10 protein-coding genes are annotated in these 17,155 nt (G+C 62.4%); 5 read left to right on the forward strand and 5 right to left on the reverse strand.

The features are described 5' to 3' along the window. Positions 1-38: 38 nt before the first annotated feature. Positions 39-569, forward strand: a complete 531-nt coding sequence (locus ACWPWO_RS00270; RefSeq protein ID WP_454003489.1) for a DUF4880 domain-containing protein — start codon at positions 39-41, stop codon at positions 567-569. 29 nt (positions 570-598) lie between these two features. Continuing rightward, positions 599-781 carry a hypothetical protein gene (locus tag ACWPWO_RS00275; RefSeq protein WP_454003491.1) on the forward strand — a complete coding sequence of 61 codons (183 nt, stop codon included), beginning with the start codon at positions 599-601 and terminating at the stop codon, positions 779-781. 39 nt (positions 782-820) lie between these two features. Here the strand turns inward: ACWPWO_RS00275 and ACWPWO_RS00280 are convergent, their stop codons facing one another. Next, on the reverse strand, positions 821-4,144 hold the full coding sequence (locus ACWPWO_RS00280; protein ID WP_454003493.1) for an autotransporter outer membrane beta-barrel domain-containing protein: 3,324 nt from the start codon (positions 4,142-4,144) through the stop codon (positions 821-823). 197 nt (positions 4,145-4,341) lie between these two features. On the opposite strand from ACWPWO_RS00280, the gene ACWPWO_RS00285 reads away from it, so the two are divergent. Further along, on the forward strand, positions 4,342-4,839 hold the full coding sequence (locus ACWPWO_RS00285; RefSeq protein ID WP_454003495.1) for a hypothetical protein: 498 nt from the start codon (positions 4,342-4,344) through the stop codon (positions 4,837-4,839). Between the two features lie 64 nt (positions 4,840-4,903). Here ACWPWO_RS00285 and ACWPWO_RS00290 read toward each other — a convergent pair whose 3' ends face one another. Further along, positions 4,904-8,194 (reverse strand): autotransporter outer membrane beta-barrel domain-containing protein, encoded by a 3,291-nt coding sequence (locus ACWPWO_RS00290; protein WP_454003497.1) that lies wholly within the window; start codon positions 8,192-8,194, stop codon positions 4,904-4,906. 375 nt (positions 8,195-8,569) lie between these two features. Further along, positions 8,570-8,959: a DUF6180 family protein gene (locus ACWPWO_RS00295; RefSeq protein ID WP_454003499.1), complete on the reverse strand. Its 390-nt coding sequence runs from the start codon at positions 8,957-8,959 to the stop codon at positions 8,570-8,572. 587 nt (positions 8,960-9,546) lie between these two features. Here ACWPWO_RS00295 and ACWPWO_RS00300 point away from each other — a divergent pair. Both ACWPWO_RS00300 and ACWPWO_RS00305 read left to right on the forward strand, forming a co-directional pair. Next, the gene (locus ACWPWO_RS00300; RefSeq protein ID WP_454003501.1) at positions 9,547-10,716 is read left to right on the forward strand and encodes an STY4528 family pathogenicity island replication protein; all 1,170 of its coding nucleotides are present in this window, start codon (positions 9,547-9,549) and stop codon (positions 10,714-10,716) included. A 587-nt stretch (positions 10,717-11,303) separates the two neighbouring features. Continuing rightward, the gene (locus ACWPWO_RS00305; protein ID WP_454003503.1) at positions 11,304-12,167 is read left to right on the forward strand and encodes a phage integrase N-terminal domain-containing protein; all 864 of its coding nucleotides are present in this window, start codon (positions 11,304-11,306) and stop codon (positions 12,165-12,167) included. Between the two features lie 123 nt (positions 12,168-12,290). Here ACWPWO_RS00305 and ACWPWO_RS00310 read toward each other — a convergent pair whose 3' ends face one another. Both ACWPWO_RS00310 and ACWPWO_RS00315 read right to left on the reverse strand, forming a co-directional pair. After that, the gene (locus ACWPWO_RS00310; protein WP_454003505.1) at positions 12,291-14,003 is read right to left on the reverse strand and encodes an RNA-binding domain-containing protein; all 1,713 of its coding nucleotides are present in this window, start codon (positions 14,001-14,003) and stop codon (positions 12,291-12,293) included. After that, positions 13,982-17,143 carry a type I restriction endonuclease subunit R gene (locus tag ACWPWO_RS00315; RefSeq protein ID WP_454003507.1) on the reverse strand — a complete coding sequence of 1,054 codons (3,162 nt, stop codon included), beginning with the start codon at positions 17,141-17,143 and terminating at the stop codon, positions 13,982-13,984. Before ACWPWO_RS00315 ends, ACWPWO_RS00310 begins: the two co-directional genes overlap by 22 nt. Positions 17,144-17,155 lie beyond the last annotated feature (12 nt).

Consider the following 17,155-nt stretch of genomic DNA (forward strand, 5'->3'; position numbering starts at 1 on the left):
CGACAACTGGGCGTAACAGAACGGGGCTAGCCGCTGCCATGAGCACACATCAAGGGGAGTTTCTGGATCAGACGCAGGCGCAGGCTGCTTACTGGTTCACTCGCCTGAATTCCGGCGAGGCCACGGCGGCCGAACTGCGCGAGTTCGAGGATTGGCGCCGTTCCAATCCCGAGCATGAACGCTGCTATCGCTACATCTGCTATTTCTGCGATGCCAGCCTGGACGCCCCAGAAAACGAATTGCGGCGTCTTCTGCCCAGTCTGGGTGCCGCGACGAGCCCGTCAGGCCGGCGCCGCCGCCTGCTCGCCGGTGCGATTGCGGCTGCCGCCGTGGCGGTGAGCGCGTGGTTCTGGCCTGAAGCCGTCCTGCAGGACGATCATGTACAGTCGACCACGCATGTGCTGGAGCATCGCCTGCCCGACGGCTCGCTCATTCGCCTTGACCCGGATTCGGAAATCCGGATTCGTCTGTCTGCCCATTCACGAAATGTGGAATTGATACGCGGGGGCGCTTTTTTCAAGTGTCCGACCAGGCGCAGCAAAGTTTTGATGTATACACTGGTTTTGTAGAGGCCCACACGCATGATGCGAATTTCCGCATGGACCTGGATGACAAGCTTGCGCGTATTCAGGTGGAGGAAGGTTCGGTCGAAGTGGCGGGCGGCACCTGGTGGCGTCGTCAGGTCAGGGTGTTGATACCCGGCCAGCATGTCGAAGTGGACCGGTGGGCGGGCATGAGACGGGTCCAGCCCGCTCCTGCATCGCCGCCCGAGGCCGACTGAACGTCGGCCTCTTGCTTTTGGGGCCCTAGAACGCCCAGTTCAGCGATGCATTGCCGCTGACGTCGGCCCGGCTGTTGCCCAGCAGGCGAGTGCCGCCGACACGCCCAGGCGCAGGCGCTCGGAGGCGTGCAGCGTCAGCCCGGCGCGCAGCGCCAGCGCCTGGCTGTCGACCCGGGCGTAGCGTCCGTCGAAGCCCGTCTGCGGGGAGGCATCGAACCGCGCGTGCTGGGTCTGGTGGCGGCCCAGCAGCGCCTGCTCCCAGGCGACGGACACGTCGGCCTGCAGGCGGCGGCCCTGCTTCAGTTCCCAGTCCTGGCGCGCGGCCAGGCCCAAGGACGCCTGCAGCGCATCGGCGCGCGAGGAATCCAGGCGCAGGCGACTGGCGGCGTCCCCCTCTTCGCTCAAGCCGGGACGGCTGTAGCGCAGGTAGTCCAGCGCCAGCATCGGGCCGATGCGGCCCGCCTCGCCCAGCGGCCAGTTGTACGCGGCCTGGATGCCCGCAGCCAGGGTATGCCCGGTCCAGTCGGCCGAAGGGCTGGCCTGGTAGCTCGCGAAGTCGATGCGCCGGTTCAGCTTGCCCTGCTCCAGCCCGGCGCGCACTTGGGCCGCGCCGCTCCAGCCTTGGCGCGCGTCGGCGCGGTACAGGGCATGCACGCCCGCGCCCAGGCCGGTCAGCGTGCTCTTGGCCTGGAAAGGGGCGTCCATGTTCAGGCGCTGTTCGTTGGCGGTGGCGTGCAGACCCAAGCTCCAGTCGCTGCCCGACGCGCGGTGCTCGGCGCCGAACAGCACGCCATAGGTCTGACTGCGGTGGTCCACGTCGTTGCGGCCCAGTTGCCAGCGGTAGCTGCCGCCAAAGGGCTGGATGAAGGTCTGCCAGCCGTCCTTGCCCAGGCCGGGGCGCTGGCGCAGTTGTTCGGACACGAGCTGTTCGCGGCGCAGGCTGGCGGCCAGTTGCGCGCCGTAGGCGCCGGCGCTCAGTTGGTCCAGGGCATTGGCTATATCGCTGCCGTCAGAGCGGGAGAAGTCCAGCGCCTGGTAGGCGGAAGCCAGCGGGCGCTGGGCCTCGGTGGAGGCCTGTTCCAGGCTGCGGCCCACAGCAAACGCATTGGTGGTGGCGGCGTACTGTGTGTAAGCGGTGGGACTGCGCTTGACGCTCCAGCGACCATCGGCGGCGGTCTGCACGGCCAGCGTGGGCGAGACCAGGGTGGCGGTCAGCCGATCGAAGTCGCCTTGGGTTTGAGTTGCCTGGAATACCTGGTCCTGGCTCAGGGTCCAGCCGTCCGTATACCAGTCGGGCTGCAGTTGTATCTTCAGTTCGCCGGCCAACTCGGCCAAGCCACGGATTTCGATGTGGTCCTTCTGGTGAGTGTTGGCGTCGATCACAATGCGGCCTTGGGGACCCTGAATGAAGTGGCCCGTGATGGTCATCTGACCAAATGAGTCGTCCGGCTTGGACATCTGGCCGGTGGAGTTACCGGGGCTGAGCGTGCCGTAATTGGCGAACCTGTCTTCGGGATTGATGGCGTAGGAACTGTTGCCGCCCAGCGTGGCGCCGGGGTCCACGCGCAGACCATACAGCACGTGCCGGCCATTGAGCGAGGTTGTTCCGCCGGCGATGACCACGGCCAGGTTGTCGCCGCCCTGGATGTTGCCCTCGTAGTACAGGTGGAAGTCGGGGTCGGCCTGCAAGGTGGCCCGCCCTTGCGCATCGGCTTTCTGGCCGAAGCTCAGGCGCGTCAGGCGCAGTTCGCCGTCTTCATCGCGCGAGGAGTAATTGGACAGGATGTCGCCCTGGAGACTGGCGCCTTGCATGACGTGGATGTTCCGCACCCAGGCGTTGTCCGAGATCTGGATGGCCGCCTTGCGGCCCGAGAGCGGACCGGACAGGTCATAGTTGCTGACCAGCGCGCCTTGCAGGATTTCGGGCGGGGTCTGGTACTGGCCGTTGATCTTCCATAGCCACGAACCACGATAGTCGGCTTCGTCGCCCGATGCATTATGCCCGAAGTCGAACAGGGCGCCCACGCCGTCCTGTCCCTCGGCGCGCACCTCGCCCTGCTGCACGATGGTGTGGTGGCGCCCGTAGCTGAACTGCAGGCCGCGGCCGTACCAGCCCTGGGCGTGGATGCGCGTGGCCTGGGGGATGATCAGGGTGTTGTCGCTGCCGTCCACGCGTACGCTCACCCCGCCGGGGCCGGCGCTGAGCAGGTCGGCGGCCTGAGTGATGGTGTTGCGCTCGCCGTAGATGTGCAGGCCCAGGCCCTGGGTGGCCTGGTTGTACTGGCCGGGCAGGTAAGCGGTGCCGTTTGCATTGCGGGCAAAGAAACCGCGTGTATTGGTCAGCGTGACGTCGTTGCCGTAGACCGAATAGCCGAAAAAGTTGCGCCGGTCGATCGCCAGGCCCATGTCCTGCAGGGCGGCGATCTCCGCTTCCATGAAGCCCGTGTAGTTCCGATAGGGCTGGTGGCTCATCAAACTGTTGCGCAGTTCGATATGGCTCAGATAGTTCGTGTCCACGCCGGCTTGCGGGTAATCATGATTGCGCAGCATGCTGACCGGAATGCCGGGCATGGCGCCGTCGAGCGCGTTCTGCACGTGCGCGCCGGTGAAGTAGCCCTGGTCCTTGCGCAGGTCAAAAGCCTCGGGGTCATAGCGGTTTTTACAGGGGACGCAGAGCACGGCCTGGCCCGGCATGGCGGGGTTGCCGTTGTCGTCGCGCAGGCCTGCTTCCCAGCGGTTCAGGTCGGAGTCGAAGTACGGCGTGTTGGTGCCCGAGCCCCCTTTGTCCCTGATTGAGCTCAAGATGCCCAGGGCATGGCCCAGTTCGTGGAATATGACGGCGTTGTAGTCGACCTGGCCCGTCAAGGGGAGCTGGCTGGGCGTGACAGGGGCGGTATCGAACGGCATCCTGCCCACGCCGATGACGGCCTGCGCTTGGCTGAAGTTGCCCTCTTTCAGCTTGTTCAACAAGGCGGCTTGCAGAGCTGTGATCGATATGCCGCTCGGATCATCCTTGTCTTTGCCCAGAAGGCTGTAGGCATCGGCGTTGACCGCCTCCATGCTGCCCAGATTGATGATGGCGGGTCGGTAGCCTGGCTTCAGGGTCAGGATTTCCGCCCAGCGTTCGAGCGCCGCGCGTACTTTTCGGCGGCCGTTTTCGTCCAGTGGAAACGTGGATTCTCGCCCGGCCGGGTGGGCTGGGTCGTGGATGTCATAGATGCCGTCGCCCGGGTTATAGATGCGAAGCTCGAAGGTCGCTTCGCCCTTTTTGTTGTAGATGATTTCGCTTTGGTAGGCGTGGGCATTGGCCCAGGCCAGGGCGAGCAGGGTGGTGCTGAGCAGGGATTTGGTCTTGAAGCGCATTGAAACGGGTACCGCATGACAACTGTTGGCAGATAGGAGCTGGCTAACGGTAACGAAAAGTGCTTTTTGGCGCTAGTTGTTTCTTGATTTCATGGAGAGCGTTGAGGAAATGGCGCAACAAGCTTTTTTTGCACGCGGTTAAAGAAATATGGTCCAGAAGACGTAACCATGCTTTGGTATTAGAAAGGGAAACAGCAATGTCTCTGGATGCCTTGAATGGGGTATTGAACCGCGGCGCGTCGATGCAGACAGGGACCGGCCCGCTGCAGGATGTGGCGCCGGCCGCCGTGGTGTCGGAAGGAGCCGGCGGCGAGCGGCGCGGCCAAGCAGGCCTGCACGTGGAAATCTCGCCAGTGGGCAAGGCCCTGTCCCTTGCTGGCGGCGAGGCCGCCAAGAGCCGGCGCGACGAGGATATCGACAACAGCTCCTTGCCCGATGGGATTAAGGAATTGCTCAAGCGCATCCGCGACTTGAACGAGCAGATCCAGAAGAAGATGATCGAATTGCGCCGCATACAAGCCGATCAGCGTTTGAACGAGCAGGAACGCACCCAGGCCCTGGAGCGTGTGCAGGCTGAATTGAACAGCCTGAATGGCGCCTTGACCAAGGCCAACGCCATGCTGCTCAAAGCCATGGACGATGCCCAGCTTGATGGCGATGCGCGCATGCAGGTGGCCAGCCTGCTGATGAAATAAGTATCCCGGCGCTTGACAGGGATGGTGATGCGCCGTCCAGGGCGGCGCTGCCAGTTTTAGGACTTTAGAACGCCCAGTTCAGCGAGCCATTGCCGCTGACGTCGGCCCGGCTGTTGCCCAGCAGGCGAGTGCCGGCCGACACGCCCAGGCGCAGGCGCTCGGAGGCGTGCAGCGTCAGCCCGGCGCGCAGCGCCAGCGCCTGGCTGTCGACCCGGGCGTAGCGCCCGTCGAAGCCGGTCTGCGGGGAGGCATCGAACCGTGCGTGCTGGGTCTGGTGGCGGCCCAGCAGCGCCTGCTCCCAGGCGACGGACACGTCGGCCTGCAGGCGGCGGCCATGTTTGAGTTCCCAGCTCTGGCGAGCGGCCAGGCCCAAGGACGCCTGCAGCGCATCGGCGCGCGAGGAGTCCAGGCGCAGGCGGCTGGCGTCGTCGCCGTCTTCACTCAAGTCGGGACGGCTGTAGCGCAGGTAATCCAGCGCCAGCACCGGGCCGATGCGGCCCGCCTCGCCCAGCGGCCAGTTGTACGCGGCCTGGATGCCCGCGGCCAGGGTGTGGCCGGTCCAGTCGGATTTGGGGTTGGCCTGGTAGCCGGCGAAGTCGATGCGCCGGTTCAGCTTGCCCTGCTCCAGCCCGGCGCGCACTTGGGCCGCGCCGCTCCAGCCTTGGCGCGCGTCGGCGCGGTACAGGGCATGCGCGCCCGCGCCCAGGCCGGTCAGCGTGCTCTTGGCCTGGAAAGGGGCGTCCATGTTCAGGCGCTGTTCGTTGGCGGTGGCGTGCAGACCCAAGCTCCAGTCGCTGCCCGACGCGCGATGTTCGGCGCCGAACAGCACGCCATAGGTCTGACTGCGGTGGTCCACGTCGTTGCGGCCCAGTTGCCAGCGGTAGCTGCCGCCGAAGGGCTGAATGAAGGTCTGCCAGCCGTCCTTACCCAGGCCGGGGCGCTGGCGCAGTTGCTCGGACACGAGCTGTTCGCGGCGCAGGCTGGCGGCCAGTTGCGCGCCGTAGGCGCCGGCGCTCAATTGGTCCAGCGCATTACTGATGTCGCTGCCATTGGGGTTGGAGAAGTCCAGTGCCTGGTAGACCGGGGCCAAGCTCTGGCCATCGTTTGAGGTTTGCGCCAGGCCGCGGCCTACGGCGGCGGCGTTGGGGTTGGCGGCGTATTGCGAATAAGCGGTCGGGTTACGCTTGACGGTCCACAGGCCATTGGCGGCTTGCACGGTCAGCGTGGGCGAGGCCAGGGTGGCGGTCAGCCGATCGAAGGTTCCTTGGGTCTGGGTGGCCTGGAATACGGTATCTTGGCTCAGTGACCAGTCGCTCGCGTACCAGTCGGGCTGCAGCTGCACGTGCAGCTCGCCGGCCAATTCAGCCATGCCGTTCACTTCGATGCGGTCGTGCTGTCGAGTATTGGCCTCGATCAGGATGCGGCCTTGTGGACCCTGGATGAAGCGGCCGTTGATGCTCATCTGGCCGAACGAGTTGCCCGGACTGAGCGTGCCGTTGTTGATGAAGCTATCCTCGGGATTGATGGTGTAGGAACTGTTGCCGCTCAGCGTGGCGCCGGGGTCCACGCGCAGGCCGTACAGTTCGTGCTGGCCATTGAGCGAGGTCGCCCCGCCGGCGATGGCCACGGCCAGGTTGTCGCCACCCTGGATGTTGCCCTCGTAGTGCAGGCGGAAGTTGGGGTCGGCTTGCAGGGTGGCACGCCCCTGGGCATTGGCCTTCTGGCCGAAGCTGACCCGGGTCACGAGTTGCTCGTTGTCCCGGCGCATTGAGAAATTGGACAGGATGTCGCCCTGGATGGCGGCGCCCTGCATGATGTTGATGTTCTGTACCCAGGCGTTGTCCGAGATCTGGATGGCCGCCTTGCGGCCCGAGAGCGGACCGGACAGGTCATAGTTGCTGACCAGCGCGCCTTGCAGGATCTCGGGGGGCTCGTAGTAATGGTTTTCGTCTTTCCACAGCCAGGACCCGCGATAGTCGACCGAGTTGCCCAAGACGTTGTTGCCAAAGTCGAACAGCGCGCCCACGCCGTCCTGGCCATCGGCGCGCACCTCGCCCTGCTGCACGATATTGTGGTGGCGCCCGTAGCTGAACTGCAGGCCGCGGCCGTACCAGCCGTGGGCGTGGATGCGCGTGGCCTGGGGGATGATCAATGTGTTTTCGCTGCCGTCCACGCGCACGCCCACCCCGCCGGGGCCGGCGCTGAGCAGGTCGGCGGCCTGAGTGATGGTGTTGCGCTCGCCATAGATGTGCAGTCCCAGGCCCTGGGTGGCCTGGTTGTACTGGCCGGGCAGGTAGGCCGTGCCCTCGGCGTTGCGCGCGAAGAACCCGTTATTGTTGGTCAGCGTGACGTCGTTGCCGTAGACCGAATAGCCGAAAAAATTGCGTCGGTCGATGTCCAGGCCCAGATCCTGCAGGACGGCTATTTCCGCTTCCATGAAGGTCGTGTAGTTGCGGTAGTCCTGATGACTTGTCAAACCGTTGCGCAATTCGATGTTGCTCAAGTAGTTCGTATCTACACCGGCCTGTGGTGCATTGTGGTTGATCAGGATGCTGACGGGGACGCCTGGCATGGCGCCGTCGAGCACTTCTTGCACGTGCTGTCCGGTGAAGTAGCCCTGGTCCTTGCGCAGGTCGAAGGCGTTAGGATCGTAGGGGTTGTTGCAGGGGACGCAAAGTATGGCCTGGAGTGGCTTGGCCGGGTTGCCATTGTCGTCGCGCAAGCCGGCCGTCCAGCGGGTCAAGTAGGAGAAGAAGTAAGGCGTGGCAGTGCCCGGGCCGTACAAATCGAAGATTCTCTTCGTAATGCCCATTGCATGGCCCAGTTCGTTGAATATGGTGGCGGTGTAGTCAAACTGGCCCGTCAGAGGAAGCTGGCTGGGCGTGCCGGGCGCGGTATCGAACGGTAATGGGCCTACGCTGATCACGGCCTGCGCTTGGTGGAACTCGCTTTCTTTCAGCTGATTCGACAAGGCCGCTTGCAAAGCAGTTATGGCCAGGAAGTTCGGATCGCTCTTGTCTGAGGTATCAATGCTGTAGACACCGGCGTTGGCGTCGTCATACGTGCCCAGATTGATGATGGCCGGCCGGTAGCCTGGCTTCAGCGTCAGCATTTCCGCCCAGCGCTCGAGCGCCGCGCGGATTTTGCGGCGGCCGTTTTCATCGATGGCGAAGGTGGATTCACGGCTGCCTATGTTGCTGATGTCGTAGACGCCGTCGCCGGGGTTGTAGATGCGAAACTCGAAGACCGCCTCGCCCTTTTTGTTGTAGATGGTTTCGCTTTGATAGGCATGCGTATTGGCCGAGGCCAGGGCAAGCAAGGCAATGCTGAATATGGCTTTGATCTTGAAGTCCATGAGACGAGCTCCCTGTTACAACATCCAGTAAGATGGCGGTAGGTCAAGCGTTGGTAACAGCAGCTCGTAGTAAGTTGCAAATAAACGAAAATAAAAAGTATCTTTTGATGCAAGTGACTACGACTTTCACCATGAGGGCTGGGGACGACGCAGTTTATTGTGTGTGCAGTCAGGCATGCCTAGGCTTAAATGCATAAGCAGAGGCAGATATTGTGGCTGAAGCCAGCGAGGACGCTGATTGTTCTGAATGGAGTTTTGAACCGCGGCTTGACGGCGCTGGCTGGAACAGCGCGGGCGGCTTGAGCGACTTGCGTCTTGCGCGCAGGCAGGCGGCCGCCTGGGTGGTGGAACAGGCGGACCGGTGGTTCGCGTTGTCTAGCGCAACGCCGTCACCGTCAGGGCCTGGGCGATCTTGTCGCTGAGTTGCCGGGGCGCGGCCAGAATGGCCGAATTGGCGCTTCGGGCCTGGATGATGTAGGCCGTGGCCTGATCCAGCCCTATGCAGTAGACCACCAGAGAACCGCCGCCGATGGGCGCCCCGCCGATGTAGATGCCCAGTTGATCAGGCTCGTTCAGCTCCGTGTGCTGCAGGTAGCCTTCGTCGGCGGCCGTGCGGCGTACCGCGTCCAGGCATTGCGCCACTGACAGGGAGGAAATCGAGCGCCGTTCCGCCTGCAGGCCGGCGGGCTCCGCCTCCTGGGCCAAGGACGACGCCATGGCGCCCGACAAGGCCGCCAGCATGAGCCATTCGCGCAGTTTCAGCATGACGTCCTCCCGCGGGAGATGATGGAGCCCTCAGCATAGCGCCGGCCGGGCGAGCTGTTCGACTATGCTGAACAATCCATGACTATTTTGCGGGTTAATACGGAGGCGGCCGCCTTCCGGGCGCAGTCGTTCACTGACTGGCGGGCAGCGACCGGCCAGCCTGGCGCAGGGGTCACTTCCCGATGCAGAAGCGGCACTTCTGCCGCATGTCGTTGATTTTCAAGTCAATCATGGCGGTCCCGCAACGTGCTTGGACCTATTCTTGGACCCAAGTACCAAGTGTGTCCCTTGGTAGCTGCAAATGGCCTTCCTTGGACGCTGCCCGCTCTCCCGTTAACCATGCGATGTGTCAGCGGACAGCCTGATCAGAGGCAGTGAACCCGGCCATCAACGTCCGCCAACGTCCAATGCGCTGCAACAGGCTCATTTTCCCACCTCCTGATTCGGAAGACCAAGGATGTTGTGTCCTGCTTCAGCCCGAAAAAACGGGAGGAGCGCAGTTCGGATTGTTGGCTGCGGCAGCGGTGATGCCGGAGTGAGATGACAGCTCCTTTGGCCAGTTGGCCAATACCGATAGGAGCCTCGCCATGTCACACCCAACCTCAGACATCATCACCCCGAAAGCCCTGTTGCTCGACGAGCGGCTGACGCCGCTGGAGCGCAACGCTTGGCTGACTTTCCGTGCGCTGGCCAGCAGCGATGGCACCGTGGTCCTCAGCTACGACGCGCTACGCAAATACCTGCCCAGCGCACCGGGCAGCAAGCGGGCGGCCCTTGAAACCGTGTTCAGGGCCGTGCTGTGCCTGCGGCTGTCCACGTGGATTGCGCTGGTCGAGTACCGCCGCAATCCGATGACCGGCTTCTCGATGGCCAGCCGCTACGTGGTACGGAACCAGCCCCTCGCGTTCCACGACGCGTGCCTGGAGGACGAAGACTACCTGCCCCTGCTGGAACGGGCACTCGGCCATGCCAGCGCGACGATTCGCCAATTGGCGCAGTCCATTCTCGATGAGGCCATGCTCCATCCGGATCGGTTGGAAAAGCTGCCCACAACGATGCAGGCTCGGATCAGGAGCCTGCAGCAGCATGACGACGACCATGACCCGGGCAGTCCTAGTGGCTCAACTGCGCGGGATGACCTCGTCCCCGAAGCCAGCGGCGGCATTCCGAAACCCGTTCCGGCATCTGCGACAGCAGTACGTACTGTACAAAAAGAAGTATTTAAAGAAGTACATATGTACCGGTTACCAACCGAAGTGCAGGCATCGCGGTCGGATGTGCCCATCCGCTTCCGGCAGCTCCCGCAGGATCAGCAGCAGATCCTCACCGCGCGTCTCAGGGGTTTGCCCCCGGAACAGCGCCTGGAGGTGTTGGCCGAGTGGGATTTGCGCTGCGAATCAGGTGGCGTGCACAACGTCATCGCCTACCTCTACGGGTTGATCAAGAGGGCCGTGGAAGGCGTGTTCAAGCTCTGGGCAGCGCGCAAATCCACCCTACAGCAGACACCCGTGCAGGCCATCAGCAACAGCCAGCATGGCTCGCCGCCTGCTCCTTCGCCATCGTCCAGCAGCCAAACCGCAAAGCCTGCGTCGCGCGAGGTGGCGCAACGGCATCTGGATCAGATCCGGCGCATGTTGAAGACGCCATCGCTGCCCATCGGGCAGATCATCGGGTGCATGGCTGACAGTGGAATGCTGCCAACAGCCCCGGGAAACACGCCTGCTGCTGCAAGGCTAGGGCCACTGGGTTCGGCGTGAGACAGATGGGGCCGTCACTGCCCGCCGCAGTGACGGCCCGGCGAACTGCAGCAGGAATGCGGGTTGGCGCAGCATCGCATTGATGGCTGCGCACATGACGATGCCCCGGCACACTGACCCAGCAACGACCTGCCGGTGGGTATGAACACCGGAACCCTGGCGCAGGTTCTTGCAAGCGCCGACCCGGTTCACCGGGCGGAACCATCCCAGACACACCCAGGCTCGCTTGGTGTGCCGCCCTACCCATGGGCAGAGCCATCCTCATCCTCGGCGTGGTTCGTCTCGCCATCGTCGCAACACACGTCCATCGTTCCAGGCACTCGTTGCTGGTCGCCCGTCCTCGCGCGGCCTGCCGAAACCTTTTCCACCACCGCACCACAGGAGGTACTCATCCCAGCACACCGCGTTGTCGTCCCTTGCCATTCCTCCGCCCGGCCTTCCCACAGGAAGCAAGGCGGACGCCTCATTCGAGGCCACAGGTGAACTGAGCACCTGGCCCTTGCCCTTCGGGGATCTCGCCTTGGCGAGTTGGCAAAAACACTGACCGTTTGGTTCTCAGTCCTGACAACCGATGGAACAACACCGCGATGGACGACCTGACCCATACCCTGCGCCAGCTTTGCCTGCGCAACCGCGACGGCAGCCACGCCACCCAGGCCGACCGGCAGCGATCACTGAGCCTGGTCGCCCGCCAACTGCGCGAGGCGGGCTTCCGCCAGATGCGGGCAACCTCACTCAAGGGCAAGCACGTCGAAGCCTTGTTGCAGCGCTGGCAAGCCGAAGGCCTGTCGGCTGGCACGATCAAGAACCGCATAGCACACCTGCGCTGGTGGGCCGAGAAGGTCGGCAAGGCAGGCATCCTGCCTGCGGACAACACCAAGCTGGGCATCCCTGAGCGCCGCTATGTGACTAACGAGAGCAAGGCCAAGGAACTGGGCGATGGGCTGAACAAAATCACCGATCCACACGTCCGTATGAGCCTACGTCTGCAAGCGGCCTTTGGCCTGCGGCGGGAGGAGTCCATTAAGCTCCAACCCCGCTATGCCGACCGCGGCGACCACATCGCCATCAAAGGCTCATGGGCCAAGGGCGGACGTGACCGGACAGTACCGATCACTACGCCGGAGCAGCGTGTAGTACTGGACGAAGCACAGCAGCTGACTGGCTTGGGCTCGCTTATCCCGGCGCACAAGATCTACATCCAGCAACGGCACGTCTATGACGGCCAGTGCAAGGCAGCAGGTCTGAGCAACATGCACGGGCTGCGGCATCGGTATGCGCAGATGCGGTATGAGGCACTCACAGGCTGGAAAGCTCCGGCGGCGGGTGGGCCAACTAAAGCCCTGTTCAGCGCAAGCCAACGAACGATTGACCAGCACGCCCGACAGCAGATCAGCCGAGAACTCGGGCATGAAAGACTGAAAGTGACGTCGATCTATCTGGGTACTTGAGATTGGCCTCCAACATCCCCAGGCCTCTCATACCTCTCTGCAAAGATCCGGACTTCCGAGCGCCGAGTAATCGTATAACCTATTGATTTTTCATGGATTTAATCGGATTCTCTTTATGGTTCTCTAATTTCTCTCTGCAACTCTCTCTGTCAGCCGCCAGCAAGGAGCCGTGTCTGAGCCGGTGTTCACGATCACCCCATGGCGGCGCAGCCTGGTCAGCAGGCTGCTGATCTTGTTGTACTTCTGCTTGTCATCCAGGGCATCGCTCAATTTGACCATGAGCAACTTGTTGATCTCGGCACGGTTCGCTTGACCAAACTTCTCTAGATAGTCGGTCAGCAGTTTGGCGTAGAACTCGTCATCTTGCGCCCGGGTGCGGATGTAATCGGCCTTGTTTGCAGTTGCCTCGGCTACGGCGGCTGATACGTGGAAGTTGGGTTTGCGCCCTTCGATCAGCCTGTTGCGTCGCAAACGTGCGGCGGCTTCGTCCGGAATAGGCAACTTTTTCTGCACACGATCCAGTGCCAGCACATCCGCCAATGGTAAATCAGTGTTCTGGATCAGCAGACGACTATAGGCCGGATCCACGACGCCACCATAGATCGTGAGCTTGACGGCACCGGGCTCACTCAGGTCGTAGTCCGGCAATGGGAAGTAGCGTCTTGCCTGCCCCGTATAAATGGAGTGAATGCCATAGCCCATCGTGTCGATCATGTTTAGTTCGACCATTGCCTGGGCCAAAGCTGGATTACGGTATCGGCGTGGTGTCTTGTCGCCCTGGATGTATTCGTCGGGCTGTCCCTCGAAGAAGCTGCCTTCATTCTCGAACACCAGCCTGTCCGGCAACTCTGTCACCACCACGCGCCCATTGCGGGTGTAGTCCTGATGGGCAAGGCAATTGTGCAGGGCCTCCAGCACGATTTTCTGGTCGTATTTCGAGACCTCGATAGGCAACAGCTCGTCTTGCGGCAGCAACCGAAGCTGAATGTTGCGAATGCGTCGGTAGAGTCGTGTCGTACTCAGCAGAAATGGCGGCCCGAAGTGTTCGTAGGCCCGCTCCTGGCCTTCCAGCTTCCAGGTCAGTTGCGCCGGATAGGGAGACAGGAGAAAAGACGATTCCGCCTTGCCGAGCAACAGCAGTGCGGCACGTGTGATTTGGCCGTTCTGCGTGACGCGGGCACGGTCAAGAAAGGTTGCCAGCGACCAGCCTTCTACTTCACCAGGCTGGAAGCGGTTGGCATATTTCTGCGCAAAAGACTCACGCGCTTTTTGTACTGCGGCGTCATCCAGATCATCCAGCGTGGCGCCAGGAACCACCTGGGCCGTCCAATCTTGAGCGAGCGTTTGGCGGCGGATGTCATCTAGTTTGTCCAAGCCTAGCGATGTCAGGCTTTCACCAGCGCGGGCATAGTAGTGGCCCTTCCAGGCAATCGGGATACCTTGCGGGGCAGCAGGGATTTCAAATATCAGCACGCGACCATTGGCGTGGGCCAGTTCATGGATTTCGCGGAAGGTGATGCGAGGCTCCGCATTTTCGGCAATCTGCATCTTCAGCGAGTGCAGGCGCTCGGATTGTGGGCGATAGTCAGTGCCGACCACGCGACGGTTTTTGTTGTTCACGCCGAACACCAGCCAACCGCCATCGGTGCCGCGCAGGTTGGCTTCGTTTGCCAGCGCAGAGAAATATTTGCCGATGTCGTCGGTACTGTAGTCGTTGCCGGCCTGCTTGAATTCCACCACCTCGTTTTCCCAGGTGGCGATCAGGTTGTCCAGTCGCTGGCTCAAGTCTGATTGGGTAATCGTTTCTCCTCCGCCTACGCCAATCGCTTCGACCAAGCGTTCGACAGGGATTCCGCCTGCTTCAGCACCAGTTCGATGGCGGCATCCTCACCCACTGGTGGATACTTCCACTTCTTCAGAGTGCGCCGCACCAGAATCCGCAACTTCGCCCGCACGCTCTCACGTACCTGCCAATCCACCGTGGTACTGTTGCGCAGTTTCTCGGTGATCTCGACGGCGATCTTCTTCAAGGTATCGTCGCCCAACTCCCGCACGGCGCTTTCATTGTTGGCCAGCGCATCGTAGAAGGCGATCTCGTCCGGATTCAGCCCCAGCGCTGCTTCACGCTCCAGCGCTGCCTGGAAGTCCTTGGCCATCTGGATCAACTCCTCGATGACCTGTGCCGTCTCCACCGCGCGGTTGTGGTACTTGCGCAAGGTTTCCAGCAGGCGGTCGCCGTACTTCTTCTCCTGCACTACGTTGTTACGCGCCCGCGCCTTGATCTCGTCGCGCAGCAGCTTTTCCAGCAGTTCCACCGCCAGGTTGCGGCTGGGCATGTTGCGCACGTCTTCCAGAAATTCTTCCGACAGCAGCCCGATATTGGGCTTGTCCAGCCCGGCCAAGGCAAAGATGTCTGCCACGCCGTCGGCCACGATGGCGTTGTCCAGGATCCGCTTGAGCGCGCTGTTCTTGTCCGCGTCGGAACGCTTGCGATCGACCGTGGTGAACTTGACGATGGCGGCCTTGACGGCGGCGAAGAAGGCAATCTCGGTGCGCAGGGCGGTGGCCTCGTCCAACGTGCTGCACAGGGAAAACGCCTTGCTCACGGCCAGCATGGCATCAAGGAAACGCTGCTTGCCGTCCTTCAGCCCAAGAATGTGGTTGGCCGCCGGCACCAGCAGCTGCATCGCCCGCGTCTCGAACCCACTGTAGTCGCAGCCGTGTATCAGCCCGCGCACGATGTCCAGCTTTTCCAGCAGCACGGCCAGGGCCTCGCTCGCGTTGTGCGTCGGGTCGCCCTTGCCCTTGGATTCGGTGTAGGTCTTGAGTGCCGCTTTTAGTTCGTTGGCAATGCCGATGTAATCCACCACCAGGCCACCGGGCTTGTTGCGGAACACCCGGTTGACGCGGGCGATGGCCTGCATCAGGTTGTGGCCCTTCATGGGCTTGTCTACATACATGGTGTGGCAGCAGGGCGCGTCGAAGCCGGTCAGCCACATGTCGCGCACGATCACCAGCTTCAACGGGTCCGCCGGGTCCTTGAAGCGCTTTTCCAGGCGTCTCTTCACCTGCTGGCTGTACAGGTGCGGCTGCAGCAAGGGCTTGTCCGCAGCCGAGCCGGTCATCACCACCTTGATCGCGCCCTTTTCCGGGTCGGCATCGTGCCAGTCCGGGCGCAGGGCGACGATGGCGTTGTATAGTTCGGCGCAAATGTCGCGGCTCATGCACACGATCATCGCCTTGCCTTCCAGCGTGGCGGTGCGCGTTTCAAAGTGCTGCACCAGATCGGCCGCCACCTGTTCCAGACGCGGTTGTGCGCCCACCAGCTTGGTCAGCGCAGCCCAGTCGCTCTTGGTTTTCTCGCGGGCGGTGATGTCCTCTTCGTCCTCGATGACTTCATCCACCTGGGCATTGAGCGTGTCGATCTCGGCCTGGTTCACGTCCAGCTTGGCCAGGCGGCTTTCATAGAAGATCGGCACCGTGGCGCCATCGTCCACCGCATCCTGGATGTCGTAGATGCTGACGTAATCGCCAAACACCGCCCGCGTATCCTTGTCCTCCAGCGCGATAGGTGTGCCGGTGAAGCCGATGAAGGTGGCGTTGGCCAGCGCGTCGCGCATGTGCTTGGCGTAGCCAAATACGTACTTGCCAGTCTTGGTATCCAGTCGCCCTTTCATGCCGTACTGGCTGCGGTGCGCCTCGTCGGAAATCACCACGATATTGCTGCGGCCCGACAGCAGCGGGTGCTTTTGCTCGTCGTCGAGCAAGGCAAACTTCTGTACCGTGGTGAAGATGATGCCGCCCGCCTCACGCGAGGCCAGCATCTCGCGCAGGTCCTCGCGGCTGCCGGCCTGCACCGGTGTCTGTCTGAGAAGGTCTTCTGCGGCGCAGAAAGTACCGAAAAGCTGCCCATCCAGATCGTTGCGGTCGGTCACCACCACCAGCGTGGGGTTCTTCATCTCCGGCTGCTGCAACAGCTTGCCCGCGTAGCAGGCCATGGTAATGCTCTTGCCCGAGCCTTGCGTATGCCACACCACGCCGGCCTTGCGGCTGCCGGGCTGCACTTCCTTGCCGTAGGTGGCACGCGGCTCCTGCACTTCCAACAAGCCCTTGCTCGGGTTGCTGGCGGCAATCACCGTGGCATTCACCGCTTCGCGCACTGCATGGAACTGGTGGTAGCCCGCGATCTTCTTGATGATCTGGTCGGCATCCTGCTCGAACAGCACGAAGTGGCGCACGTAGTCGAGAAACAGCGCAGGCTCGAAGAAACCGCGAACCAGCGTCTCCAGCTCTAACTCCAGCAGCGCCCGGTCGTCCTCATTGGCAATCGCCCGCCAGGGCTGCATGCGCTCTTGATTGGCTGTCAACGATCCCAACCGCGCCGTGAAGCCGTCGCTGACCACCACCGCCACGTTAGTGTTGAACAGGTCGCTTATCTCATCCTTGTAGGTCTGGATCTGGTTGAAGGCGTCCCAGATGTCGGTCTGCTCGTTGGCCGGGTTCTTCAGCTCGATCACTGCCAGCGGCAGGCCGTTGACGAAAGCCACCAGATCGGGACGGCGCGGCTGCTTGGTGCCAGTCACAGTGAATTGGCTGACCAGCAGGAAGTCGTTGTTGCGTGGCTCTGCGAAGTCGATCAGGTTGACCAGATCGCTGCGCTTTTCATCGCCTATGGAAAACTCGACCGGAATACCAGCCAGCAGCAGCCGATGCACATGGCGGTTGCGTGCAATCAGCAGCGGCTCACTGACCGTCAAAAGCTCGTGTGCCGCCTGCTCCAGCGCTGCGGCGGGGATGTGCGGGTTGATGCGGGACAGCGCGGGGAGCGGGCGTTCGCGCAGCACCACCTGGCGGTAGTCGGTGCGGGCAGGCTGGTCGCCATCGGGCGCAATGTCCGGACCATTGACGTATTGCCAGCTCAGTTCGCCAAACCAGCCGATAGCGGCGTCTTCGAGTTGCTGTTCGGTAATGCTCATGTCGTCCGTTCT

Source organism: Alcaligenes sp. Marseille-Q7550, assembly GCF_965112015.1.